The 24524-nt window shown below is 64.0% G+C and carries 22 protein-coding genes and 1 tRNA gene; 14 read left to right on the top strand and 9 right to left on the bottom strand.

Features of this window, described 5'->3' with window-relative positions; all coding sequences use genetic code 11:
- Position 1: 1 nt before the first annotated feature.
- The 5 genes from AC3WJM_RS00845 to AC3WJM_RS00865 form a co-directional block, all read right to left on the bottom strand.
- Positions 2–826: an MBL fold metallo-hydrolase gene (locus AC3WJM_RS00845; protein WP_059388287.1), complete on the bottom strand. Its 825-nt coding sequence runs from the start codon at positions 824–826 to the stop codon at positions 2–4.
- A gap of 63 nt (positions 827–889) precedes the next feature.
- A complete protein-coding gene (locus AC3WJM_RS00850) occupies positions 890–1951 on the bottom strand; it encodes an ABC transporter permease (RefSeq protein WP_059388288.1) in 1062 nt (353 codons plus the stop codon).
- Complete coding sequence (locus tag AC3WJM_RS00855; protein ID WP_284989435.1) at positions 1948–2760, bottom strand: ATP-binding cassette domain-containing protein; 813 nt, start codon at positions 2758–2760, stop codon at positions 1948–1950. Before AC3WJM_RS00855 ends, AC3WJM_RS00850 begins: the two co-directional genes overlap by 4 nt.
- A gap of 2 nt (positions 2761–2762) precedes the next feature.
- Complete coding sequence (locus AC3WJM_RS00860) at positions 2763–3653, bottom strand: ABC transporter ATP-binding protein (RefSeq protein WP_284989434.1); 891 nt, start codon at positions 3651–3653, stop codon at positions 2763–2765.
- Positions 3650–4552, bottom strand: coding sequence for an ABC transporter permease (locus AC3WJM_RS00865; protein ID WP_148667466.1), 903 nt, complete (start codon positions 4550–4552; stop codon positions 3650–3652). Before AC3WJM_RS00865 ends, AC3WJM_RS00860 begins: the two co-directional genes overlap by 4 nt.
- Positions 4553–4824: 272 nt before the next feature.
- On the opposite strand from AC3WJM_RS00865, the gene AC3WJM_RS00870 reads away from it, so the two are divergent.
- From AC3WJM_RS00870 to AC3WJM_RS00900, 7 genes are all read left to right on the top strand, one after another.
- Positions 4825–5802: a branched-chain amino acid transaminase gene (locus AC3WJM_RS00870; RefSeq protein ID WP_307052695.1), complete on the top strand. Its 978-nt coding sequence runs from the start codon at positions 4825–4827 to the stop codon at positions 5800–5802.
- Positions 5803–5835: 33 nt separating this feature from the next.
- Positions 5836–6741, top strand: a complete 906-nt coding sequence (locus AC3WJM_RS00875) for an acetamidase/formamidase family protein (protein WP_492271003.1) — start codon at positions 5836–5838, stop codon at positions 6739–6741.
- Positions 6742–6757: 16 nt separating this feature from the next.
- Positions 6758–8182, top strand: a complete 1425-nt coding sequence (locus AC3WJM_RS00880) for a dihydroorotase (protein ID WP_492271004.1) — start codon at positions 6758–6760, stop codon at positions 8180–8182.
- Positions 8183–8355: 173 nt separating this feature from the next.
- Entirely contained in the window at positions 8356–9354 is a 999-nt protein-coding gene (locus tag AC3WJM_RS00885) for an aldo/keto reductase (RefSeq protein WP_492271005.1), read from the top strand.
- A 153-nt stretch (positions 9355–9507) separates the two neighbouring features.
- The gene (locus AC3WJM_RS00890) at positions 9508–9882 is read left to right on the top strand and encodes a hypothetical protein (RefSeq protein ID WP_492259627.1); all 375 of its coding nucleotides are present in this window, start codon (positions 9508–9510) and stop codon (positions 9880–9882) included.
- 119 nt (positions 9883–10001) lie between these two features.
- Positions 10002–10886, top strand: coding sequence for a helix-turn-helix transcriptional regulator (locus AC3WJM_RS00895; protein WP_492271006.1), 885 nt, complete (start codon positions 10002–10004; stop codon positions 10884–10886).
- Positions 10887–11079: 193 nt separating this feature from the next.
- Positions 11080–11304, top strand: coding sequence for a hypothetical protein (locus AC3WJM_RS00900; RefSeq protein ID WP_492271007.1), 225 nt, complete (start codon positions 11080–11082; stop codon positions 11302–11304).
- Positions 11305–11477: 173 nt separating this feature from the next.
- Here the strand turns inward: AC3WJM_RS00900 and AC3WJM_RS00905 are convergent, their stop codons facing one another.
- Positions 11478–11957, bottom strand: a complete 480-nt coding sequence (locus tag AC3WJM_RS00905; protein WP_492271008.1) for an SRPBCC family protein — start codon at positions 11955–11957, stop codon at positions 11478–11480.
- A gap of 206 nt (positions 11958–12163) precedes the next feature.
- Here AC3WJM_RS00905 and AC3WJM_RS00910 point away from each other — a divergent pair, with 206 nt between their 5' ends.
- Together AC3WJM_RS00910 and AC3WJM_RS00915 are read left to right on the top strand one after the other, a co-directional pair.
- Positions 12164–12787, top strand: coding sequence for a PadR family transcriptional regulator (locus AC3WJM_RS00910; RefSeq protein ID WP_284989426.1), 624 nt, complete (start codon positions 12164–12166; stop codon positions 12785–12787).
- 151 nt (positions 12788–12938) lie between these two features.
- A complete protein-coding gene (locus tag AC3WJM_RS00915; protein WP_492271009.1) occupies positions 12939–14162 on the top strand; it encodes an amidohydrolase in 1224 nt (407 codons plus the stop codon).
- Positions 14163–14635: 473 nt separating this feature from the next.
- Here AC3WJM_RS00915 and AC3WJM_RS00920 read toward each other — a convergent pair whose 3' ends face one another.
- On the bottom strand, positions 14636–16267 hold the full coding sequence (locus tag AC3WJM_RS00920) for a phospholipase D family protein (protein WP_492271010.1): 1632 nt from the start codon (positions 16265–16267) through the stop codon (positions 14636–14638).
- 108 nt (positions 16268–16375) lie between these two features.
- Here AC3WJM_RS00920 and AC3WJM_RS00925 point away from each other — a divergent pair, with 108 nt between their 5' ends.
- The 3 genes from AC3WJM_RS00925 (at position 16376) to AC3WJM_RS00935 (ending at position 20929) form a co-directional block, all read left to right on the top strand.
- Entirely contained in the window at positions 16376–17233 is an 858-nt protein-coding gene (locus AC3WJM_RS00925) for a phosphatase PAP2 family protein (protein ID WP_492271011.1), read from the top strand.
- A gap of 127 nt (positions 17234–17360) precedes the next feature.
- Positions 17361–19421, top strand: a complete 2061-nt coding sequence (locus AC3WJM_RS00930) for a phosphocholine-specific phospholipase C (RefSeq protein WP_492271012.1) — start codon at positions 17361–17363, stop codon at positions 19419–19421.
- A 227-nt stretch (positions 19422–19648) separates the two neighbouring features.
- The gene (locus AC3WJM_RS00935; protein ID WP_492271013.1) at positions 19649–20929 is read left to right on the top strand and encodes a hypothetical protein; all 1281 of its coding nucleotides are present in this window, start codon (positions 19649–19651) and stop codon (positions 20927–20929) included.
- A gap of 1 nt (position 20930) precedes the next feature.
- On the opposite strand, the gene AC3WJM_RS00940 is transcribed toward AC3WJM_RS00935, so the two are convergent.
- Positions 20931–21004, bottom strand: a tRNA-Thr gene (locus AC3WJM_RS00940).
- Positions 21005–21109: 105 nt separating this feature from the next.
- A complete protein-coding gene (locus tag AC3WJM_RS00945; RefSeq protein ID WP_492271014.1) occupies positions 21110–21988 on the bottom strand; it encodes a DsbA family protein in 879 nt (292 codons plus the stop codon).
- 180 nt (positions 21989–22168) lie between these two features.
- Between AC3WJM_RS00945 and AC3WJM_RS00950 the strand changes: the two genes are divergently transcribed.
- Both AC3WJM_RS00950 and otsB read left to right on the top strand, forming a co-directional pair.
- A complete protein-coding gene (locus AC3WJM_RS00950) occupies positions 22169–23659 on the top strand; it encodes an alpha,alpha-trehalose-phosphate synthase (UDP-forming) (protein ID WP_306963940.1) in 1491 nt (496 codons plus the stop codon).
- Entirely contained in the window at positions 23649–24473 is an 825-nt protein-coding gene (gene otsB / locus AC3WJM_RS00955; RefSeq protein ID WP_492271015.1) for a trehalose-phosphatase, read from the top strand. Before AC3WJM_RS00950 ends, otsB begins: the two co-directional genes overlap by 11 nt.
- The last annotated feature ends 51 nt before the right edge of the window (positions 24474–24524 follow it).

Genomic DNA, 24524 nt, shown 5'->3' on the forward strand with positions numbered 1-24524 from the left:
CCTATGCCTTTTCCGGTGTCAGCGCGGCGAGCATGAAATCAAGGTGCCGGCGGACGAGCTCGCGCCCGCGGATCACGCAACCGCGGGAAGGGGCGATGGTCTCTGGGGCCAGGGTCTCGAACTTGTCCGAGAGCCATTCCCGGAGCGGCTCGCACGTGGCCCGCGGGATCCACTCGTATTTCGCGTAGAGGTGCTCGGCGACCTGCTTGGCCGTGGTGGTGTCCTGGGCGATCGAGTCGATGATGCGGGAACCGTCCGGGCTCGTCATGGTGCCGTGGGTGAAGGTGTCGGAGGTGAAGATGGTTCCGGTATTCGCGTCCCAGCCCCAGAAGGTCGGGAGGAGCCGCAGGAGCGGCGACTCGATGGTCAAGTGACGGCCCGGCGCCACCTCGATCTCTGGGGTGCGGGCCATGGAATCTCCGCCCTCTCCCTTCTGGTCGATCTGCTGCCGGCGTCCTCGGAGCGCAAGCCGGCTGAGGTCATCGAAGGCATCGAAGGGGTTGATGGCGCCGCCGGTGAAGAGGCGTTCGATGTCGAACTTCCCGGCAATGGGTTCCAGGTTCGAAACGCAGTCCATCTCGCTCCGCGTGAAGAACATGGAGAGCCGGCCGTCGTCGTCGAGCAGTTCAACCAGGTCATCGAGGATTTCCTGGCTGTGGACTGCGAGCCCGGTGTCGACCAACAGTCGGCCGGACCCTTCGCTGAGGAGATAGCAATTCGACGGCTGGAAGCCGGTTGCCCCGGCCGGTACCCAGCTCACGCGGCCATCGAGCGGAATGGTTCCACCGAGGGCAATAACTTTATCTTCATGAACTTTAGTGAACATGTCTTCAATCTATTGAAGTCGGGAGACGTCTGTCAAGACTTCTCGGAGGCGGCTGAGGGCTTCTTAGGAGATGGTTGCCGGGTTTGCGCGCAGGCGCTTCTGACGGCGTCCTGCCACGGCTTTGCTGCGCGTACGGGGGTCCAGAAGGGTGATCAAGGCGTCGAGAACGACGTAGCCGAGCAAGCTTGTGGTTCCCATGATGAGGACAAAACCTTGAATGACGGGCACATCGCCTTTGAGTACGCCGTCGAGCGACCAACCACCCACTCCTGGCCAGGAAAAGACACTTTCCACAATGGCCGCTCCGCTGAGGGACGCGGCAAAGAGAAGTACCAAGTAGGTCATGAGTGACCCGCGGATGTCACTGAGGGCATATCGGAAGACCTGGGTGGGACGCAGTCCGCAGGCCCTCGCGAACTCGATTTGTGGTGATTGGAGCACCTGCAAGAGTCCCGAGCGCACCGTCTTTCCAAACGGGGCAGCAAAGAACAAACCCATCGTCACGATAGGAAGGACAGCGCGGCCGAGGATTGACGAAAACGTACCCCATTGGCCGGCAACTATGGCGTCGAGGGGAATTGATCCCGTGACGCGCGGCGGAGTGATCTGCGCACTGGAGAGCATGCCGATCGGTGCGGGCGCGATGCGCAGTTGTTGATAGAAGACAAACAGCAACACGAGGGCCAGCACGAATTCCGGCATGGCCATGAGGATGGATATCCAGAACGTGAAGGCTTTATCGGCAAAACGCCGGTAGCGATAAGCCGCGAAAGTTCCACTCGCCATGCCGATGATGAGGGCCAAGGCGAGCCCCGGCACCATATAGATCAAGGTATTCGGGAGCCGGGTCAGGATTTCGCTGGACACCGAACTGCCCGTGAAGAGGGAATGGCCAAGGTCCCCGCTCAGGGTCCTGGACATGTACCCGAGGTAGCGTTCCCAGAAAGGCAGGTCCAGGCCAAGTTCCGCGTGGATACGGGCGACGTCTGCCGGGGTTGCGTATTCACCCAGAAGGGCCACCGCGGGGTCGCCGGGAAGAAGGGACACGAGGCCAAAGCTGAGGGTGATGAGGCCACACAGCAATAAGGCAGCAACAAGGAGCCTTGAGATGATGTAGCGGATCATGAAATCTGCCCCCGGGAATTCGTAGAGCCAACGACGGCGGAATAGGGAACTACCGGCAACGCAGCGGAAATCAGCGATTGGGTATAAGGGTGCTGCGGAGCCATCAAGACATCTCGGGTGGGACCAGTTTCGACGATTTTTCCGCGGTGCATGACAGCCACCGTGGAACAGAAGTGCCGGACCGTTTCGATGTCGTGGGAAATGAAGACGTACGTGAGGCCGCGCGAAGCCCTGAGGCGCGCGAGGGTGCGCAGGATAGAGGCGCGGATAGTCAGGTCCAACGAGGACGTTGGCTCATCCAGGACCACCAGGCTGGGATTCGTGACCAGGGCGCGTGCGATGCCCACGCGCTGCTGCTGTCCCCCGCTGAGGTTCGCCGGGCGCCGGTCCATGAAATCGGCCGAGAGGCCCACCTCTTCCAAGGTTGCCAGGACGCGCAGCCGCCGCTCGGCACGGTCGCCCATCCGGGCGACGATGAGCGGCTCCTCGACGATCTGCCGGATCGTCAGGCGCGGGTTCAATGACGCGAAGGGTTCCTGGAAGACGATCTGCCAATGGCGGCGCTTCCGGCGGAGTTCGCCACGGCCAAGGGCCAACACGTCCTGCCCCTCGATAACGACGGATCCGGAATCCGGCTCGGCGAGCCTCAGGATCAAGCGGCCCAGGGTCGACTTGCCAGAACCGCTTTCGCCGATGACGCCGAGCGTCTCGCCGGCTTCCACGGACAGCGTGATTCCATCTACGGCGCGTGCTTCCCCATGGGGAGTACGGAAGATCTTCGTGACATCCACGAGTTCAAGGAGCGGCATTCTCAAGACCTCCGGGCTTCGGACAATTGGACCGTGGAGGGGTTAGGCGCTTCCGGCTCCGCGGTATCCGGAGCTTCGGCGTCCCCTGGAACGAATTGCGTCTCATCTTCGGGACGCACCACCGAGTTGAGCAGGGAGATCGTGTAAGGATGCCGCGGACGGACAAAAACGTCCTCAACGAGTCCTTGTTCCACGATATTTCCGCGATACATGACAAGGACGCGGTTGCAGTAGGAGGCCACCACCCCGAGGTCATGGGTCACGATCAGCATCGAACGGCCGCTCTCGACCGTCAGCCGGCGAAGGGTGTCCAGGACCTGGCGCTGGACGGTGAGGTCCAGCGCCGTCGTCGGCTCATCGGCGATCACCAGCTGAGGGTTGAGGTAAAGCGCCATGGCGATGACGACGCGCTGGGCCATGCCGCCGCTGAGTTCGTGCGCGTAACCGCGCATCACGCGTTCCGGATCGCGGACTCCCGTCGACTCCAAGAGCTGTAGTGCACGGCTGCGCTCGGAGGCATCAACCTTCACTCCGTGCGCCTTGGCGATATTGGCGAACTGCTTTTCGATGCGGGTCACCGGGTTCAAGGCGCTGAACGGATTCTGGGCGATGAATCCGATCTCCTTGCCCCTGATTTGGCGCATTTCCCGCTCGGGCAGGTCTAGGAGGTTGCGTCCGGCGAAGTTGACGTTGCCGGCAGACACCTTGCCCGGCGGCATCAACAGCTTCGTGATGGAGCGGACCACGGTCGATTTGCCCGAGCCGGACTCACCGACGATCCCGACAATCTCGTTGTCCTGCACCTCAAAGGAGACGCCATGCAGCGCCCGGACCACACCCCGGGGAGTGTGGAACTCGGTTTCGAGTTCCCGGACTTGGAGGGTCTTGTTCATCGGGTGTGCTCCACTCGTTCCATCTTGTCCTCAATGGCACCGGCGATGATGTTGAGAGAACCGATGACCAGGAGGAGGGCGAGCGCCGGAAAAGCCACGGCCCACCATTGGCCCCGGATGAGCATGCTCACGCCGTCGTCGATCATCGCGCCCCAGCTTGGCTGGGGCGGTTTGACCCCGACGCCGAGGAAGTTCAAGGCGGCAATCGTGCTCAGGGCGCCGGCAGTGGTCAGCGTGGCCTGCACGAGGATCACACCGTAGGCGTTCCTGAAGATGTGGTTGAAGGCCACGCGGATGGGCGAGCATCCGATGGCCACCGCCGCCTCGACGTACCGTGACGAGCGGAGCGAAATCGCCGCCGCACGGGACAAGCGTACGAAGCGCGGAGCCGCAACCAGGGCGATGGCGAGGATGACATCGGTGGCACCGCCGCCCATGAGCTGGATGGACACCACGGCTATCACGATGATGGGGAGGGCGGCGAAGGCATCGACTACGCGCATGATCGCCTCGCCGGCCACGCCGGTGGTAGCGAAGAGGCCCAAGGGAACGCCGATGACAAGGGCAATGGCCGTCGCCGCGAGGGATATGGGAAGGTCGAGCCTCGCCGATTCAATCGTCCGGGAGAACACATCCATGCCGTTGCCGTCCGTGCCGAACCAATGAACGGAGTTGGGGGCCAGGGCCATGGATTCCACGTCCGGCTGGAGGGGGTTTTGGGGAAGGTGGAGAAAAATCGCCGCGAGCGGGAGTCCCACAATGAAGGCGGCGGCGACGACGGCAAGGACCGCCCCTGATCGCTTGTACGCCCAGGCCCTGCCTTGCTTGGCCCAGCCCGACGCACGTCCGCCCAGGGACCTCACTGGAGTCCGGGACTCGGCTGTCGTAGTTTCACTCAATTGGCACTCGATCCGGTTGACGGGTGTAGGTGAAAGCCTTCTTTTGACTGGCGCATGCGGGGCTCCAGCCACTCGACATCCTGCCGAGAATTTGCATATCGAAGTTTCATCACTTTATTGAAGTCTATGATTGTGTGTCAATGGTCACTGTTGACAGGACCATCAAGCGTCTTCATTATGGTGACAACACCAACAGTAAGATGAAGACGGATGTCAACCTTGGTGTGAAGCCGAGCCCTGATCTGTTTTCCGAAGACGATTTGGAGACAACAATGACCAATCTGAGTAAATCGGCAACTGTGACCGACACCAAAGAGCCCGCATTCGAGCCCAGCGTTCGCTACCTGCTCCGTGACGGTGAACTGGTGGAATACGCGGATGCCAAGCTCCATGTCCTGAGCACCACGTTGAAGTACGGCGTCGGCGTCTTCGAAGGGTTCCGCGCCTACTGGAGCGATGAGGACCAGCAGCTCTACGCCTTCCGGGTGGCCGACCACATGCGCCGCTTGATTGACTCGATGCGGGTGGTGGAAATCGACGGGCCGCGCGACATCGGCGTCTTGAGTGAACAATTGCTCGGCCTGGTGCGGGCGAACGAGCTACGCGGGAACCTCCACATGCGCGCACAAGTATTCGTCGACTCGAGCGACGGCAAGCCGGAGGACACCGGCCCTGTCTCCGTATTCATGGCGGCCATCCCCATGGGCAACTATTTCGGTGCCAGCGGACTTGACGTGCAGATCAGCAGTTGGGCCCGCTTGTCCGACCGCTCCATGCCGCCCCGCGTCAAATCGATCGCCAACTACCAAAACGGGCGCCTTGCCATGCTGGAGGCCCGGCGCAACGGCTACGACGCAGCTCTTCTGTTGACCGAGGACGGCCATGTTGCCGAAGGTGCCGGCTACAACGTGTTCATGGTCCGCCAGGGCCGGTTGTGCACTCCCCCGGCAACGGACAGCATCCTCGAGGGGATCACCCGCGACAGCGTCCTGCATCTGGCACGCAACGTCCTCGGCGTCGAGGTCGACATCCGCCCGATCGACCGCACGGAACTCTACTCGGCCGACGAAATCTTCGTGTGCGGCAGCGCCGCCGAAATCAACCACGTCTCTTCCGTGGACCGCACGCCCATCGGCGACGGTACTGCGGGTGAACTCACCCGCCAGCTGCAGCACGCGTACCGGCAGGCCGTCGTCGGACGGGTCGCCGCCGATCAACAGTGGGCACAGCCCGTCTACCCCACCGCATAGCTTCACCCCGCCGACTCAAACGAAAGGGGCAGCATGCTGAACATGCTCCACGCAAGCCATGAATCGGCGTCGGGATCCTTTGACCGCGACGCCACCCCCGTGATCGAAGTAAGCCAGGGCGAGCAGTTCTCCCTTGGCGCCCGGAGCCTACTGACAGGCGGCCTGTTCGAAAGCACCGGGGAGTACGAGAAGTTGTCGATCCCCGTGACCGGGCCGGTGGCAGTGCGCGGCACCAATCCCGGGGACACGCTCCGTATAGACGTCCACGAGATCCGGATAGCGGACCGGGGCGCCATGGTGACACTTCCCGGGCGCGGCGGTTTCACCGGCGGACTGGGGCGGTCCGGCCGGGTGGTCGACATTGTGGACGGGAGCGTCCGGTTCGACGACGACATCCGGATTCCCATCCGGCCCATGATCGGGAAAATCGGCGTGGCCCCGGCCGATGGGAATCCCAACTCCAGCACCGTCGGGTCGCACGGCGGCAACATGGACTGCAAGGACGTCACCGCCGGTTCCGCCGTCATCCTGCCCGTGCAGAGCGCGAACGCCTTGCTCTACGCCGGCGACCTTCATGCGGTACAGGGCGACGGGGAGTGCTCCCTTACCGCCGTCGAGGTCGAGGGCAGCGTTGTCCTCTCCTGCCACGTCTTGCCCGGGGTCACCGTCAAACGGCCGGTGGTCTTGTCCGGGGGTTCCGTCATCACGATCGGCGACGGCGAGACGCTCGACGACGCCGCGCGGCTGGCGCTCGACGACATGCTCGAACTCCTGCAGGCGGACCGGAAGTGGACCCGCGAGAAGACAGCGATGCTAATGAGCGCGGCCGCAGACGTTTCCGTGTCCCAGCTCGTCAACGCCCGTGCCTCGGTCAAAGTCTCCCTTGCCGCCCGCTACTTCACCTCCGCACCGTTTTCCCTTGAACCTCACCAACACTGAAAGGCGCGACCCCCTGATGCTTGATCTCGTTCTCACCAACGGCTTGGTCGTTACCCCGTCCGGCGCCAAAACCCTGGACGTCGGCATCGCGGGAGGCAAGATTGTGTCCCTCCGCGAGACCGGCCTCGGACCCACGGAGGAAGCGACACGTACGGTCGATCTCCGCGGCCAACTGGTTGTCCCCGGCGGCGTAGACCCGCATGTCCACACCAATTCCGTCCTCCCGACGGCGGCCGAAAGCGGAATCAAGTGTTTTGGCCCCGACCGGGTGAGCGAGGGCGCCATCTATGGCGGCACCACCACCCTGGTGGACTTCGCGCATTGGCAACCCGGCGATGAGCTCTCGGAGTCCTTTGCCCGCAAATCGGCCGAATGGGCCGGGTCAAGCTACACCGACTACGCCTTGCACGGCACGTTCAAGGAGCCGGAGATTCCATTCGAGGTACTCGAACAGATCCCCGACGCCGTCGCGGCCGGCCATGGCAGCTACAAGGTCTGGATGACCAACACCACCCCGACGCGCCCCAAGCAGAAGACAGACCTCGGCAACATGTGGGGGCTCATGCAACAAACAGCCCAGGCCGGGGCAATGCTCGCGGTGCACGCCGAGGACGACGACATTGTCATGTACGCCTACAAGCAATTGCAGCGCGAAGGCAGGATCGGGCTGGAGAACATGCACCACGCCCACAACAACCTCTCGGAAAAGCTGTCCTTCCAGCGGGTCATTACGCTCGCAGAGCACGTTGGTGCGCCCATCTACCTCATGCACGTCAGCGCCCGCGAAGGCGTTGACGCCATCCGCGAGGCACGGGGGCGCGGCCAAGCGGTCTACGGCGAGATCCTCCCCCACTACGCGTACTTCACGGCGGAAGACTACAAACAGAAGAACGGCGCAATTTATCACACCTACCCTTCCTTGAAGTCGGAAACGGACCGCGACTCCATGTGGGAATCGCTGCTCGAAGGCTCACTCAGCACCCTCGCAACCGACGGCGTATGCACCGACCTTGAGGTGAAGACCCGCGGCAAGACCATTCTTGACGCCACGGGCGGTCATGCCGGCGTCGAAATGCGCATGGCCGTCGCGTACACCGAAGGGGTGGCCAAACGCGGTCTTGACCTGACCCGCTTTGTTGACATCAGCTCGGCCAACGCGGCGAAGATCCTCGGCCTGTACCCGCAGAAGGGCGTGATCGCGGTGGGCAGCGACGCCGATCTGGCGGTCCTGGACACCACAGTGAAGAAGGCCATCCACGCCGAGGACCTGCACGAAGCCGACTACACCCCGTGGGACGGCTACGAGGTAGCGGCGTGGCCGAGCATGACGGTCCTGCGCGGGCAGGTCATGGTTGAAAACCGGGAATTGAAGGCAGAAGCCGGTGGCTCGCTGCTCAAGCAGCATGTCTCGAGCGACGTCCGGAACCGGCCGGCCTGCTGACAAGCAGCCCCCGACTGCGGCGGCTCACTTGGGCCCCCGACGGCGGCGGACCGCCGCCGCGGTCGGGAGCTCCGCGCTGAGAGAGGTACTGACAGGGACTCCCTGACAGTACCGACGCGTCCTTAGTGTTGACGGCAAGGCTGGATCTTGTTCACGACACAGGAGGACGAACGATGGAAAAGCGCACACTGGGCACCCACGGTTTGGAGGTCTCCGCCGTCGGACTGGGCTGCATGAGCATGACAGGTGGATACAGCGACAAGCCGGACCGGCAGGAAATGATCTCGCTGATCCGTGCCGCCGTGGACCGGGGCGTGACATTCTTCGACACTGCCGAAATCTATGGCCCGTACGCCAACGAGGAGCTCGTGGGCGAAGCGCTCGCTCCGTACAAGGGCCAAGTGGTGATCGCCACCAAGTTCGGGTGGGACATCGATCCCGCAGAACGCAAGCCGAGCGGGCGCGTGAGCAGCCGCCCGGAGGTGATCAAGGAGGTCGTGGACGGCTCTTTGCGCCGGCTGGGCGTCGACGCAATCGACCTCTACTACCAGCACCGGGTGGATCCCGACGTTCCTATCGAAGACGTGGCAGGTGCGGTCAAGGAACTAATCGAGGCCGGCAAGGTGAAGCACTTCGGCATGTCCGAAGCGTCTGCCGGAACCATCCGCCGGGCGCATGCCGTCCAGCCCCTGAGCGCCGTCCAAAGCGAATACTCCCTCTGGTGGCGCCGCCCCGAGGAAGAAGTGCTGGCCGCGTGCGAGGAACTGGGCATCGGCTTTGTGCCCTACAGCCCGCTCGGCAAGGGCTTCCTGACGGGAACCATTACCGCGGACACCAGTTTCGACGCCGGCAACGACATCCGCAGCACCATCCCCCGGTTCGCGCCGGATGCGCTCCAGCACAACGCCGCCGTCGTCGAGTTGCTCGCGAACATCGCACAACGCAACGGTGCCACGCCCGGTCAGATCGCCTTGGCCTGGCTCCTGGCACAGAAGCCCTGGATCGTCCCGATCCCCGGAACGCGCAAGCTGCACCGCTTGGAGGAAAACATCGGTGCCGCCGCCGTCGAATTGTCAGCCGCGGAACTGGGCGAAATCGAGGACGCCGCCTCCAGGATCCAGGTGCAGGGCGGGCGCTACAACGACGCCGCGGAACGGATGACCAACCTCTAGGCGTACGCATGGTGCCACGCTTCCGGATGCTGTGAGCCGGACAAAAATGTCACAGTCCAGGCACAGCATAGGTATACAGGGGCCAAAGCGTGGGATTCGAGGATGGGATACAGCTTCGAACCCCTCGGAGTTGAACCTCTAAGGAGCAACATCGTGAACAAAGTCCGGAAAATCGCCGTAGGCGCCGCCTTGATTGGCGCCGTCGCAGGCGGCGGAGCCCTCACCGCCATGGCCCTGCCCGCTAACGCCGCAACTACTGACACCTCGACCGCCAGCCCATCCGCCCCCGCCACGAACGGCGGCAACCATGGGAACGAAACCGACCTCACCGGTGACACCGCAACAAAGGTGAAGGCCGCTGTACTTGCCGCCAACTCCGGCGCCACGGTGGAGAACATGACTACCGAAGACGACGGCAGCGCCGCCTACGAAGCCCACATCACCAAGTCGGACGGCACCCACGCCACCGTCAAGCTCGATGCGAGCTTCAAGGTCACCGCAACCGAAACCGGCGGCCCCGGTCACTAACCCCCAAGGCAACCAAGCACTGTGGGCGGATACGGCACCCAGCCGTATCCGCCCACGGCGCTTAAACGGTGTACTGACAGGACCTCCCACACTTCCCCTGCCGGAAGTAGCCTGAATCCATGGACAGTCGAAACGATGTGAGTGAGTTCCTGCGCTCGCGCCGCGCCAAAGTGACACCCGAGCAAGTGAATCTCATTGTGGGTGCCAACCGCCGGGTGCCTGGGTTACGGCGGGAAGAAGTCGCAACCTTGGCTTCAGTCAGCGTGGACTACTACGCGCGGCTGGAACGCGGCAACCTCACAGGTGTCTCGGACGAAGTGCTCGAATCGATTGCCCACGCCCTCAAGCTCGACGACGCCGAAACCGCCCACTTGTTCGATCTTGCCCGGGCCGCGCAGCCCGGGCCGGCCCGCCGCCGTCGGGCAGTCGCACCCGCGCAGCAGATCCGCCCGAGCCTCCAGCGGTTCATGGACGCGATCACGGGAGCCCCGACGTGGGTGCGGAACGAGCGTATGGATCTCATCACTGCGAATCCACTCGGCCGAGCCCTTTTCTCGCCTCTTTTCGCCGATCCCGTCCGGCCCGTGAACAACGCCAGGTTCGTGTTCCTCAACCCCGAGTCGCGCAACTTCTACATCGATTGGGAGCAAGGCGCGAACGACATTGTGGCCACCCTCCGCAGTTACGCCGGACGGCAGCCACACAACAAGGGCCTGAGTGATCTGGTCGGCGAGCTCGCTACCCGGAGCGAGGAATTCCGCACACGCTGGGCCGCCCACAACGTCCGCTTCCACCGGACCGGCATCAAGCGCATGCACCACCCGGTGGTCGGGGATCTCGAACTCAGCTACGAGGCAATGGAACTGCCGGCCAACCCCGGGTGGACGATGTTTGCCTATACGGCGGAACCAGGGTCGGCGAGCGACGAACGCCTGAAACTGCTCGCGAGCTGGGCGGCCACCACCGCAAGCGAACTGGCGGCGCCGGCGTCGATCTCGGACTGAGCCCGGTGTGGGTAGGACCGTCAATCCTAGGAAAAGCAGGGAGCGGCGCAGCTGCTGACATCGTCTTCCGGAGCGCTTAGCGTCTTTAACAGGACCCTGAACGACGGCGGTTCCGCCTTGAGTATTCGGGTTTTTTCCAGCCGCTACTGATTACAGTCCAAGGCTCCACGTTTTAGATGAGAAGAAGATGACTATGGATTTTTCGTTGATGATGGCCTGCGCGGTCATTGGCCTCGTGAACAATGACAGCCGCAGTGCCTTGCCGGGGGCACCGGTTGTTCCGGCACGCCCGGCAAGGCGCCTGCGGCTGGCTCGGCTCCGGGGTTGGCTCGCAACCGCACTCCACCGGGTGGCGTGGGGAATCGAGCCTAAAGTGCCGGCGTTCGTGGAGCCCGCGCGGGTGAGTTGCGCGGATTGACCGAACGTCAGGCGGGATCCTGTGGGCTGAACATTACTGCGTTCCATTCCCGGATCTCGCCGGGCACGGCCAGTCCTTCCAGGACGAAAGGATCGCCAGCGGGTAGACCGCCTGTAGCCCAGGAAGGGCCGAAGGATCCGAGCTGTAGAAAACGACGAATTGCATTGTTTGCCTTAGCTGTCGAGTTCGGCGCTGTCGGATTCAGTGCTGTCGACTTCGGCCAGGGTCTGGCCGAGCCGCGGAAGCACATGGTTTCGCCATCCGCCACTCATGATGCGGTGCGATGCCACGTGCGTCGGCTCGTCGGGATTGAACCCGTCGTGGACAAGCGACAGCCGGGTGCCGGTGTCTTCCGCGGCGATCGACCACGTCACGGTGCTGTTGAGGCTGTTTCCGGAGTTCGCGTCCCGCCACGAAATACGCAGTAGCTTCTCCGTTTCCACGTCAAGGACTTCGCTGGCCACCAAACCGCTGAAGCCAACTGCCGGAACGGGAATCCCGCGCATCTGGAACTGATGCCCGACGATCGCTTGGAAGTCGTTTTCCATCAACCAGCGGGCGATCAGCCTGGGTTCCGTCAGCGCACGCCAAACCTTGGCGGGCGAATGCGGCAGGAATTCTTCGACCTCGATGGTCGTCAGTTGTTCGCTCATCTGTTGTCCTCAATCTCGTTAGCGACCATCCTAAGTTCCGAGTGGGCAATCGGCAGAGCGATCGGGTATCCCCGGCCTGCGTCGCAGACCAAGTTCGAACAAAATCCAGCTCTTGTTTAACGACAGTCAGCGATATATCGTTAAGTATCGCAGAACAACTGCGAGCCTGAGGGCAACCCACAAAACACTGAAAGGACGATGCCGTTATGAAAGGCATTCACGACAATAAACACACAGATTGCGGTCCGGATATGGAACGTTTCGGACGCGGCCGCAGCCGTCGCGGTCCCCACGGACACGGCGGATTCGGGCCGGGCCGCGGATTTGGGCCGGGCCGCGGTTTCGGACCGGGTTTCGGACCAGGATTTGGTCCCGGCTTTGGTCCCGGGGGCCCGCGTCGGGCCAACAAGGGCGACGTTCGTTTCGCGATCCTCTCCCTGCTGGCTGAAGCGCCATCCAATGGATACGGGCTCATCAAGACAATCGCCGAGAAGACGTCGGGATCGTGGCGCCCAAGCCCGGGTTCCGTCTATCCGACCCTGCAGCAGCTCGTTGACGAGGAACTCATTGCGCCCGTCGGCGAAGGCCGGCGCACCGAGTTCACACTCACCGATGCCGGGAAGGCATATGTAGCGGAGCATGCTGAGGAGCTGGAAAATGCGTGGAACATCGATCCGGAGGGATCAGGACCCGCGTTCCACCAGAGCGTGGCAAAGCTCATGGGAGTCATCCATCAATTCCGCTTCGCCGCAACGGACGAACAGCGTACGGCGGCTATGGAAAAGATCGACGAAGCCCGGCGAGCGCTGTACCACATCCTCGCTGACTAGTACCGCCCCTTCCGAAGCCGCGACGTGGAAGTAATCCCCCTCGCGGCTTCGGAATGTACACTCCCCCGGTTCGGTTTCCGGGTCTATGCTGGGTTTCCCGGTTGCGCGGGTTCGCCCAGGCGCCCGAACTGCTACTGAGAGCGATGGGTCCATGAGCGGTTGCGAAGCAGTCCTTGCAGGCCTTGAAGGAGAACTCGCCTGGATCCGGGACACATATATGGACCTGCACAGACACCCCGAGCTGAGCCTCGAGGAGCATGGGACCTCCAGGGTCGTCGAGGGGAAACTCGCGGCGTTCGGCTATGCCGTAGCGCGCATCGGGGGCACCGGCGTCGTCGGCATCCTCGCCAATGGGGACGGCCCAACGGTGCTTGCCCGCGCGGACATGGACGCGTTACCGGTCACCGAGGCGACGGGGCTGTCTTATGCGTCGACCGTGGACGGTGTCATGCACGCATGCGGGCACGACTTGCACGTGGCTGCGCTGCTCGGCGCGGCCAAACTCATGGCCGACGGCCGGACAGCCTGGTCCGGGACGTATATCGCACTGTTCCAGCCCGGCGAGGAGATCGGGGCCGGGTCCCAAGCAATGCTCGACGACGGACTCGTCGCCAAAGTGCCGCGGCCGGACGTCGCCTTCGCGCAACATGTGATGCCGATCCCGGCAGGGATGGTAGCCACCACGCCGGGCCCCGTCCTCTCCGCCGCGGACTCGCTCAAGATCACCGTGCATGGGAAGGGCGCGCACGGCTCAATGCCGCACATGTCGGTCGACCCCGTGGTGCTTGCCTCTTCGATCGTGCTCAGGCTTCAGTCCATCGTCTCGCGGGAGACGAAACCGGGCGACTTCGCGGTTGTCACAGCGGGGGCGCTCAACGCCGGGTCGACGTCCAACATCATCCCCGACCGCGCCACCCTCCTGCTCAACGTCCGCACTTACGATACCCAGGTCCGCGCGTCCGTCCTCGCGGCCATTGAGCGGATAGTCCTTGGCGAGTGTTCCGCCGCGGGATCACCGCAAGACCCGGATTTCGAGTACTACGATCAGTTTCCCCTCACCAGCAACGACGCGGCCGTGACAGAGACGGTCCGGGCCGCATTCGCCGCCCACTTCGGGGAAGACTCAGTGCGTACCGCATATAGGCAGACCGCGTCAGAGGACTTCAGCCGCATTCCGGACGCCTTCGGGGTCCCATACACGTTCTGGCTCCTAGGCGGCGCGGACCCCGAAACCTACCGGGCCGCCGTCGAACGCGGGACAGTGGCCCGGGACATACCGGCCAACCACTCTCCACTCTTCGCGCCCGTTATCGATCCGGCCCTGTCCGTAGGCGTCCAAACCCACGTGGTCGCAGCGCTGTCCTATCTGGCTTAGGAGTACCACTGCCACTCGGGCGGTGCCCAGCCCGAGGGAACCTGATGGTTGTCCTTTGTACCGCATCGTGGACAGCTGTAGCTTGCCGACGGCGGCCGCAATCCGCTGCCATCGGCCGCATAGACCGCCGGAACATACTCATGGAAGGTCAACGGAAACCCCGGGCCGCACCGCCCGCAAGCCGGCACCCTTGGCAGCGCTCCGGGAATACAGGGACGATGGGTGGCAATTCGATGTCCAGCACGAGCAAGCGTCATGTTTCTCCCTCACGTCTTCATCGGTCGGGAATCGGCGTCGGCCAGATCCCCGAATTCAAAGTTCATTCCCGAGCGCCCACATCGTGTTGATGAACCCAGTCGGGCAGCCGGCGGGTAGTGGGTCAAACCCTATGCCAGGATTCACAGAAGGGCCATGGGCAAGCCGGAAGAGATGGTTCGCAATCAGTTATGCCGGGCCGCTTCGGCCCAGCTTGCCTAGAACCGGGTAGTGCCGCGCAGCCGGCGGGGACGGCCGTCCGGGTCCACGACGAAGCGGCTGATCGGATCCGCCCAGAGGCCCTGGAGGAAGGACACCGGTTCCGGGGTGTGGTGCCGCACGTTTCCGGTGGGGCGGGGCGAGCGGCGCCCGGTTTCATGCCAGTGGTCGAGGGCGCCGGCGCTGGCTTTCCACAGCTTGAGCCCCGCCGCCGGGTCGTGGAGTTGGGGATCGTCCTGGTCCAAACCCAGGTGTTCGGCCCAGAGTTGGAGCCGTAGCCCGCGGGCCAGCGGCCGATGAGCGTCGTGGCCGGCGCCAATGTCGTGGCCGCTGTCAGTGCCGGGCGACTCTCCGTTGCCGGCGGTGGCGTCGAATACGGCGCAGGTGAGCTCGCTGTCGGTGGTCCAGGACCGGCGGTTGAAATTGTCCGAGCCGCAGGTGAACCACATGTCGTCGATGATGCAGATCTTGGCATGGACGTAGATCGGAGTTCCCGAGCTGTTCTCCAGGTCGAACACTCCGACCCTGTCGGGTGCCGCCTGGTGCAACATCCTCAGGGCGCGAAGTTGACCGATCCGATTTGCCGGTCCTACCAGGGGGCCGTCGGAGTCGGGGTAGCGGGGAACGACGGCGATCACGTTCAAGTCGGGGTTCCGCTCGAGGGCCCCGGCGATTCCGGCTGCAACTTCTGTCGACCACAAGTACTGGTCCTCGATGTAGATCAACGAGCGGGCGCGGGCGAAGGCCTTCGCATAGCCGCGGGCAACACTGCGTTCGCCTTCGGGTGCAAACGGGAACGGGGGACGTTTCACGCCGTAGGTGCGCAGTAGCTGCACTGTATGAGGGCCGGCCGGTGGTGGCGGCGGTGCGGCAGCCGGGAGCGGTTCGGGGTGCCGGGGCATGCGGGCCAGGCGTTGCTGCAGTATCCGGTACGGGGTACCGCGGTCCAAGGGATGGGGGTCGTTCCACCGTTCAGCGAACACCGCGAGCACATCCGCAACCACGGGGCCACGCAGCTCGAGTGCGGCATCGTGCCACGGAGGCCGTTTCCCGTATCTGGGATCCATGGTTACCGCTTGCGGGTCTCCCCCATGGTCGGCGTCGTCCCGTCGGCTGTGGGAAAGGTCGATCCCGCCAATGAACGCGACATCCCGCGAAGGATCGTCACGACGGCGGATGACGAACAACTTCTGGTGGTGGGAGCCGAACATTCGGACGCGCTGATCCAAAAGCACTTCTCCGCCGGCGTCGTTGATCTTGCGGGTAAGAAGCTCGTTGGATCGGCCGCTCATCGGAGCCGATACCCGCTCTCCATGGGATCTCCAGACAAGGCCCCGCACTTCCACCCCCGAGCGTGCCAACCCCGCTAGCAGATCCCCGATCGTCGGTCCGTCCGCCAGTAGCCGCTCGTCGGCGTCGCCACGCCAGTCGGTGAACCACACCCGGTCTCCCGCCTGAAGCGCGGTCAACTCCTCATGCAGTCGGGCAAAATAGCTCGCTCCATGAATCAGGGGCCGCACGAGGTTGCCCTCCGACCATGCCGGAGCCCCGGCAACGCCCGCGTGCACGTCCGTGGCCAGATTCCCCCGCTCAACACGGCTCAGGAACCAGCTATCAGCATCATTGTCCACTCCGTGCTCCTTCCCGGCGCCCGAGGCCAATCCTCTGGATCCGGACTTCAAACAGCCTAGAAGGTAACCTTACTGATCAAATCCATGCACGATGTGAGGCGGAAGACAATGGGCGTTCACCCCGAAGGCACATCGGACGAAGATTCAGCCGGAGGCAAAAGCGAGCTCAGCGACGACCGGTTTGTCGGCGACGCTGACCTGGCCCGGTGGAAGACCCCCGCCGGAAGGTGGCTCGCCTCCCGCGCACAACGCCTCAGCGCCCGTCTCGGCGCGTACGGTGCGCTGATCCTGGTCCTCGCTGCGGGAGCCGTCGTGGCATCACTGCTGGCCTTCGCGACCGGCGAGGTGTACGAGGCAGTGACGGAAGCAGATGGCGTGGCCGCCCTGGACCACCCGGTCCTGGAGGCGGCGATGACCTTGCGCAGCCCAGCACTCGACGCCGCCGCCACTGCCTACACCGATCTAGGCGGAGGAATCGGGATGCCGATCCTGGCCGCGATCGCCACCTCCGTCCTGGTCCTCCGGCGCCGCTCCTGGACCCCTGCGATCCTCATTGTCACTGCGGCTGCCGGCTCCGTGCTCATGACAATCGCTGGCAAGCAGCTCATCGGCCGTGCCCGGCCGCCGCTCATCGACGCCGTGCCGCCCTACGAGTATTCCCCCTCGTTTCCCAGTGGGCATTCGCTGAACTCGTTCGTCATCGCTGGAATCATCGCCTACCTGGTCATCCTGCGTTGCCGCTCCCGCCGGGCCCGAGCCTGGACCGTGACCGCCGCGGCCCTCTTCGCCCTGACCATCGGCCTCAGCCGGGTGTTCCTGGGCCACCACTGGCTCACGGATGTCCTGGCGGCCTGGACCCTCGGTGCCGCCTGGCTGGTCCTGGTCATCACTGCCCACCGCCTTTATCTCACCGCCCGAAAGACTGAAAAGCTCAGCCACTCCCCGGGCGGGACTCCAAGCGGATGAACGCCGGTTCCGGTGCAGCGGCCACATGTTGCCCCAAAATTTGCCTTTCCGGCACTTAACTTTTGCCTGGCGCTGGAAGAGTCGGTCGGGGGTTTTCGTCAGCTAAGCCAAGCACTGGGAGCAGCTCATGTCAGGTCTCAACCGTCGGCGTTTTCTTCAACTATCCGGGGCCAGCGCAGCCACCGCAGCAATCGCTGAGATGCTCGGCGAGAGCATCGCTCGCGCCGCGACGATCCCGGCCAACCGTGCCACCGGCTCGATCAAGGATGTCGAGCACGTCATCGTCTTCATGCAGGAGAACCGTGCCTTCGACCACTACTTCGGCACGCTCAAGGGCGTGCGTGGGTTCGGCGACCCGCATCCGGCCATCCTCCCGAGCGGAAAGGACGCGTTCGCGCAGAACAACGGGACGCGGGACATCCTCCCGTACCACCCAGCCGCACCGAATCTCGGCATGCAGTTCATGGAAGACCTCGACCACTCGTGGAAGCTCACCCACGAGGCCTTCAACGTAGGCAAGTACGACAAGTGGCTCCCCGCCAAGTCCGAGGCCACGATGGCGTTCTACGAGCGCGGCGACGTCCCGTTCCACTTCGCCCTCGCGGACGCGTTCACCATCTGCGACCAGTACCACTGCTCGCTGCTTGGCCCCACGGACCCCAATCGCTACTACATGTTCACGGGCTGGGACGGCAACGACTACAAAGCCGGCGGCCCCGACCTGTGGAACGCCGAGGTCGGCTACTCGTGGAGCTCATACCCCGAGGAGCTTGAGAAGGCCGGCGTGAGCTGGAAGGTGTACCAGGACGTCGGCGACGGCCTCACGGCTGCGGGCTACTGGGGCTGGACGGGCGACCCTTACATCGGCAACTACGGCGACAACTCGCTCCTCTACCTCACGCAGTACCAGCACTCGAAGCCCGGCAGCCCGCTCCACGAGAAGGCGCTGACCGGCACGAACGCGAAGGCCGGCGACGACCTGTTCCGGATCTTCCGCGAGGACGTCGCGGGCGGGAAGCTCCCGCAGGTCTCTTATGTCGTGGCCCCCGAGGCGTACACCGAGCACTCGAACTGGCCCCCGAACTTCGGAGCCTGGTACACGGCGAACATCCTCAACATCCTTACCTCCAACCCGGATGTCTGGAGCAAGACGGCCGTGTTCTTCATGTACGACGAGAACGACGGCTTCTTCGACCACGTCGTCCCGCCGCACCCCAACACCTCGCAAATCCCGGGCGCATCCACGGTTTCGACCGAGGGCGAGTGGTACGACGGCCGGATGACGTTCTCAGGCATCGCCGACGTCCCGGGCCATTACGGTCTCGGCGTGCGCGTGCCGATGCTGGTCGTCTCGCCGTGGAGCATGGGCGGATGGGTGTGCTCGGAGACGTTCGACCATACGTCGATCGTGCGCTTCCTCGAGTCGCGCTTCGGGGTGAAGTCCCCCAACATCTCGCCGTGGCGCCGCGCAGTGTGTGGTGACCTCACGAGCGCGTTCGACTTCACGGCGAACGGCGGTGCGGCCCCGGCCCTGCCCGACACCTCGGCATTCAAGCCCGCGGACCACAACCGGCACCCGAGCTACGTGCCGACGCCTCCCGCAGTCAACTCGATGCCGGCCCAGGAGAAGGGCACGCGCCCGTCGCGCCCGCTCGGATACGCGCTCGACGTCGAGGTCTCGATGTCGAGCGGCAAGCTCTCCGCCCGCTGGTCGAACGCCGGGGCGCTCGGCGCACACGTGCAGGTCCGCTCGAATCTCCTTCCGGCGGGCCCGTACTCGTACACGATCGGCTCGGGTGCGGCCCTCGACGCCTCGTGGGCGCTTGGCGCCGAGTACGACGTGCAAATGCATGGCCCGGCAGGGTGGTACCGCCGTTTTGCAGGCACGACGGCGGCCGCGGACATCCGCTCGACCGTCACCCGCGACGGCGTATCGGGCCACGCGCAGTTCCGGATCGAGAACACCGGCACGGCCCCGGCCGCCCTCACGCTCACCGACGCGTATGGCGCCGGGTCGCAGGCCCTCGGTCTCAACCCAGGCCAGGCCAAACCCGTGGTGATCCCGACGCAGGGCGGCTGGTACGACCTCAAGATCACCGCCGCGGCGGATCCGAAGCTCGTTCGAGTCCTCGCCGGGCGCCTCGACGACGGCCGGGCGCTCACCTCCGATCCGCAGCTGGGCAGATAACGGGCGGTCACCCGAAAGCGGCAATGTGCCTACCTTCGTCTGGATCGGTCCCAACCAGTTCTAGATCGGTCAACATTAGACCAGATCACGGTGTCGGCCCCTCGCAGATTATGCGATAGTTTGCCGTAAGAACGGGGGCACCATTCGCGGCGGGGGAACGGAATGACCCACATCTGTGGACACACCTCAGCTCGGGCTCCAGGCGATGTTCCTGCCGAGATGCCCGCATGAAGGCGGGCACTCTCCGGGAGTCGATGATGGAAGCGGCCGCTGACCGCTGGCTCAGCGCTTCCGACTTAGTCGCCGCCGCACGAAGCACTGGTGTTCTTTCGGATCATCGACGGGCCAGGGAACTCACCCTCGAAGCGATCAAAGAGCTGGTTGCCGAAGGATTATTGGTCGCGGGAGCATTCGGAACCGGCCGGTATATGCCTTGGACGCTGACAGGCACGGATGCGGCGCGCAAGGTCGAGGGCGAGTGGAACACGAGCGCCATGTCCCGCACATGGTTCACGGCAAAGGCCAACCTGACCTCGTCCGAGCTCGGCGATCTTCCACAGAGAACCCCTCGCCACTCTGCACGCGAAACCGCCGAGGATCCGCTGGCGGTCACGGGCAGCGAGGCGACGGGACCCTGGGTCCAGGTCACCAGGGAAACCCGTATAGCGGCGACCATCCCGCCAGACTCCGCGCCTCCGGCATGGAAAGGAAGCTGGCTTCGCAGGACGCTTTGGCTCAAACGAGCCGCCGCCGTGTTCGTCATCGCATCGGTCTCAGGCTGGCTCGGATGGGCCGTCATCGCGGGGATCAAACACACACTCGCCAGCTACACCAAGATCGACGGGACTGTCACGGCACAAACCGATACCTCGGCACGCCGCGTTTCCTCGTGTCAGCTGGACGTGGACTACTCAGTCGGCGGCCGCCAACTGCATAGCGTCGCCAAAGTCAACGCGAACTGCCATACTCTGCCGGGCCCGGGGTTCCCGACAACTATCGACGTCGACACAACCGATCCCCAAGACATATGGATCGACGGCGCCAACGATGCGAACCATCCCGATCCGTCGGCCATGGCCATATTTCTGCTAATACTGCCGCCCGCAATCGCCCTCGTACTCAGGAACGAGCTCGGAGACTATGGCAGAATCCGGAAACTGCTCGCCCCTGGAGCCCAGTGGCGGCAGGTCGAGGTCACCGTCACACGGAAAACCGCCGGTCGAGAGGGCGTCATTATCCGGCTCGAAGGAAAGGACCCCGCAGGAAACCGGCGCTCGTTCTATATCTTGTCCCGATTTGTAAGCCCGATCGGCCACGCCAGCAAAGGCGACAAAGCCAGCCTCAAGCTCATCGCGGACGGCGAGGGGCGGGCGCTCATCCAGAGACCCGACACCGGCCGAATACGCGTTGCGCGCATCAGCAGATCGAGTTGGCCACTAGGTTGGGGCGACCGGCTATTGGTCGGGCGCACCGCGAAATTGGTAACGCGCAAGTCAAAGCCAAACTAAGAGCCCCCTGTCGGATTCGAACCGACGACCCCCGCTTTACAAGAGCGGTGCTCTGGCCAACTGAGCTAAGGAGGCGCGCCCCGGCAGGCCGGAGCTGGTGCGCGCGAGCGCTAGATAAGGTTAGCCCACGACCTCCCGCCCACGGAAATTCCAGCGGACGGGAGGCCTAGGCCAAGGGAACTACTTCTTTGCTGCGATAGCCGCATTCAGGACGGTCATGAAGTCCGACTTGTTGTCCCACTGCTGGCCGTCGATGAAGACCGTGGGCGTGCCGGAGATCCCGATGTTCTTGGCCTCCTGCGTGACCACCTTGACGAACGGCCGGTACGTCTTGTTGTCGATGCAGGAGTCGATGTTGGCCGATCCCGCTTGGGTGGCCAACTTCTTGAGGTCGTTGTCGGAAATGCCTGCGCTGCCCTCGGCGGGCTGCTGTGCGTACAGCAGATCCACGAGTGCCGAGTACTTGTCCGGCGACGTGTTCGCCACGCACGCTGCGGCGTTGGCGGCGCGGGAGGAGTAGTTCGTGCTGGAGCTGGCGTCCAGGAAGCCGAACGGGCGGTACTCCAGGGTGATCTTGCCGTCGTTCCGCAACTGGGTCAGCTGCTGGCTGTACGTGCTCTCGAAGTTCTTGCAGATGGGGCAGATGAAGTCGATGTACGCCACAACCTTGACCGGCTTGCCGGCTTCAGCCTCGGCGCCGGGAGCGGTCACCGTGGCGGGCGGGGTGGCCGGGGCGGACGGCAGGGACGCCAGGCTGACGGTACCGGCGGCCACCTTCGCCACATCGGTGCCCTTCAGCAGCGTCACGCCGCCGTGCGCGTTGGCGTTGGCCGGCGTCGGGCCCTGATCGGCGATCGGGGCGTTGTTCACAATGTTCTGGGTGAACACGAGGGCAATGACCGCGAGGATCGCCACAACGGCAACCACAATGCCCCATCCGATGAGCAACTTATTGCGCTTGTCCTTCTTCAGCTGAGCTTCGCGGATCTCGCGGGCCTTTTCGCGGGCCTGGGCGGTGCGCTCTGCCTTGGACAGGCGTGGTTCGTTTGCGGGGCTCATCAGTTCCTCGTGATTTATCGACGGCGTTGGTTTTTAGCTAGGGCAACGGTGCCAGTTTACGGGAGAAGACCGGCAGCTTTGCTGGGGTCTTCGACTCCAGTCTGAGGAACGAGCATGTGTCCTCGATGATTCCCGCCGGTAGGGTGGGAGATGAGTCACAGGCAACCCCAGGGGGCAGCAATGCAACAAACGGCAAGCGAAAAAACCGACAGCGCACCCGAAGGCAATCAGGCTCCAAGGGCCCGGAAACACGATTTCATGGTGGTCTCCAACCGCCTTCCGGTAGACCGTTACACCAGCGATGACGCGGAAAACGGCGAGGAAGGCTGGCGCCGCTCTCCGGGCGGCCTGGTGACTGCCCTCGCGCCGATGATGACCAAGACCGACGGCGCGTGGGTGGGCTGGCACGGCGCGCCGGACGAAGCGTTGGAACCGTTCAGTCACGGCGGCATGGACCTGATTCCCGTGGAACTCAGCACGCGCGATGTTGAGCTCTATTACGAAGGGTTCTCCAACGCCACTCTCTGGCCGCTTTACCACGACGTCATTGCCCCGCCCGAGTTCCACCGAACCTGGTGGGACAGCTACCGCCGGGTCAACCAGCGCTTCGCCGACGCCGTCGTCCAGCACGCAGACCACGGAGCCACCGTGTGGGTGCAGGATTACCAACTCCAGCTCGTGCCGAGCATGCTCCGCCGGGCGCGCCCGGACCTGCGCATCGGCTTCTTCAACCACATCCCGTTCCCGCCGCCGGAGATCTTCGCCCAGTTGCCATGGCGCCAGGCCATCATCGAAGGCCTGCTCGGCGCCGACCTGGTGGGTTTCCAGCGCCCCAGCGACGCGGCAAACTTCATGCGCTCGGCACGCCGCTTTATTGGTGCAAGCGTCAAGCAGCAGCAAGTCCACGTCAAGGGAGCGGATGGGCAGATCACCCATATTGCCCGCGCACAGGCCTTCCCGATCTCCATCGCCGTGGATCAAATCAGCGAGCTCGCGGAGCGCCCGGACATCATCGAACGTTCCCGGCAGATCCGCCAGGACCTCGGTAACCCCAAAACCATCCTCCTGGGCGTGGACCGCCTCGACTACACCAAGGGCATCCCCCACCGCCTGAAGGCCTTTGAGGAACTCCTCAAAGAGGGACGGCTCACGGTGGAGGACGCCACACTGATCCAGGTTGCGAGCCCCAGCCGCGAGCGCGTGCGGCAGTACCGGCTCCTGCGGGAAGAGATTGAAGGCACCGTAGGCCACATCAACGGCAGCTTCGACACCATGCAGAACACCGCCGTCCGCTACCTCCACCACAGCTACCCGGTCGAGGAAATGGTCGCGCTATACCTCGCGGCCGACGTCATGCTGGTGACGGCATTGCGTGACGGCATGAACCTCGTGGCCAAAGAATATGTCACAGCCCGGACCAACAACACGGGCGCCTTGGTCCTCAGTGAATTCACCGGCGCCGCCGATCAACTCAAGCAAGCCCTCCTCATGAATCCGCACGACATCGACGGACTGAAGAACACCATCATGAGGGCCGTGAACCTGCCCCCGAATGAATCACGCCGCCGGATGAAGTCCATGCGCAAGCAAATCCTCGACCACGACGTCGATCATTGGTCGGCGGAATTCCTCTCGGCCCTGGCAGAAACGGTGGTGCGCGATGACTCCTGAGACAGCAGCCACTCCCCCGCTGAGCCTGACGCCCGAACTGCTCGACGCCGTCCGCAGGATCGCGCGAACCGACCACCTTTTGGTGGCGATGGACTTTGACGGCACCATCTCCCCGATCGTGGACCACGCCGACGCCGCGCGGCCGCTCCAGCGCTCAGCCACTGCTTTCGCTGAACTTGCCCAACTCCCGAGGACGACGACGGCGCTCATCTCCGGGCGGGCACTGGCCAGCCTGCGGGCGGTCGCCTCCCCTCCGGAGGCAACGCTGCTGATCGGCAGCCATGGCGCGGAGGCCTGGATGGGCCCCGGTTCGGCGGAACTCCAACTGGACGACGCCCAAAGGGAGCTCCTTGCCGAAGTCCGCGAGGTCCTGGCCGGAATCTCGCAGGAAGCTCCGGGGACGGTCCTCGAAGACAAGCCTGCCGGCGTCGTACTCCATACGCGCCGAGCCGACGATGACGTAGCGGAGGACGCCGTCGCCGCTGCGCGCGCAGTCCTTGAAGGTCGCCCGGGAGTCTTCCTCAAGAACGGCAAACGTGTCCTCGAGACCTCGGTGGTGCATTCCTCCAAGGGCGAGGCGGTCGAGTTCTTGCGCCATGCAACCTCTGCTACCGGGATCCTTTTCGCGGGCGACGATGTGACGGACGAGGACGCGATCGCCAGACTCGGCGCCGGGGATGTCGGGGTGAAAGTCGGGCTGGATTTCACCCAGGCCGAGTTCCGCGTCGAGGCCCCTGTCCACGTCGCCGAGCTCCTGGAGGCGGTCCTTCGCGAACGTCGCCGCGAGGTCTCGGGAGACGCATCGCACATGTGACGTTCGTAACATTTAGGCGAATAACCCGGGCTGCTGCCATACTCTTGGTTG

It is taken from the genome of Arthrobacter sp. FW306-1B-G06A (assembly GCF_058781765.1).

What these genes read in the sequence shown, in the direction of transcription:
- otsB (WP_492271015.1), top strand. Translation starts at nt 23,649, where the DNA reads ATGACTCCTGAGACAGCAGCCACTCCCCCGCTGAGCCTGACGCCCGAA.
- AC3WJM_RS00845 (WP_059388287.1), bottom strand. Translation starts at nt 826, where the DNA reads ATGTTCACTAAAGTTCATGAAGATAAAGTTATTGCCCTCGGTGGAACC.
- AC3WJM_RS00860 (WP_284989434.1), bottom strand. Translation starts at nt 3,653, where the DNA reads ATGAACAAGACCCTCCAAGTCCGGGAACTCGAAACCGAGTTCCACACT.
- AC3WJM_RS00935 (WP_492271013.1), top strand. Translation starts at nt 19,649, where the DNA reads ATGAAGGCGGGCACTCTCCGGGAGTCGATGATGGAAGCGGCCGCTGAC.
- AC3WJM_RS00870 (WP_307052695.1), top strand. Translation starts at nt 4,825, where the DNA reads ATGACCAATCTGAGTAAATCGGCAACTGTGACCGACACCAAAGAGCCC.
- AC3WJM_RS00905 (WP_492271008.1), bottom strand. Translation starts at nt 11,957, where the DNA reads ATGAGCGAACAACTGACGACCATCGAGGTCGAAGAATTCCTGCCGCAT.
- AC3WJM_RS00855 (WP_284989435.1), bottom strand. Translation starts at nt 2,760, where the DNA reads ATGCCGCTCCTTGAACTCGTGGATGTCACGAAGATCTTCCGTACTCCC.
- AC3WJM_RS00910 (WP_284989426.1), top strand. Translation starts at nt 12,164, where the DNA reads ATGAAAGGCATTCACGACAATAAACACACAGATTGCGGTCCGGATATG.
- AC3WJM_RS00945 (WP_492271014.1), bottom strand. Translation starts at nt 21,988, where the DNA reads ATGAGCCCCGCAAACGAACCACGCCTGTCCAAGGCAGAGCGCACCGCC.
- AC3WJM_RS00880 (WP_492271004.1), top strand. Translation starts at nt 6,758, where the DNA reads ATGCTTGATCTCGTTCTCACCAACGGCTTGGTCGTTACCCCGTCCGGC.
- AC3WJM_RS00930 (WP_492271012.1), top strand. Translation starts at nt 17,361, where the DNA reads ATGTCAGGTCTCAACCGTCGGCGTTTTCTTCAACTATCCGGGGCCAGC.
- AC3WJM_RS00950 (WP_306963940.1), top strand. Translation starts at nt 22,169, where the DNA reads ATGCAACAAACGGCAAGCGAAAAAACCGACAGCGCACCCGAAGGCAAT.
- AC3WJM_RS00915 (WP_492271009.1), top strand. Translation starts at nt 12,939, where the DNA reads ATGAGCGGTTGCGAAGCAGTCCTTGCAGGCCTTGAAGGAGAACTCGCC.
- AC3WJM_RS00850 (WP_059388288.1), bottom strand. Translation starts at nt 1,951, where the DNA reads ATGATCCGCTACATCATCTCAAGGCTCCTTGTTGCTGCCTTATTGCTG.
- AC3WJM_RS00875 (WP_492271003.1), top strand. Translation starts at nt 5,836, where the DNA reads ATGCTGAACATGCTCCACGCAAGCCATGAATCGGCGTCGGGATCCTTT.
- AC3WJM_RS00925 (WP_492271011.1), top strand. Translation starts at nt 16,376, where the DNA reads ATGGGCGTTCACCCCGAAGGCACATCGGACGAAGATTCAGCCGGAGGC.
- AC3WJM_RS00895 (WP_492271006.1), top strand. Translation starts at nt 10,002, where the DNA reads ATGGACAGTCGAAACGATGTGAGTGAGTTCCTGCGCTCGCGCCGCGCC.
- AC3WJM_RS00885 (WP_492271005.1), top strand. Translation starts at nt 8,356, where the DNA reads ATGGAAAAGCGCACACTGGGCACCCACGGTTTGGAGGTCTCCGCCGTC.
- AC3WJM_RS00900 (WP_492271007.1), top strand. Translation starts at nt 11,080, where the DNA reads ATGGATTTTTCGTTGATGATGGCCTGCGCGGTCATTGGCCTCGTGAAC.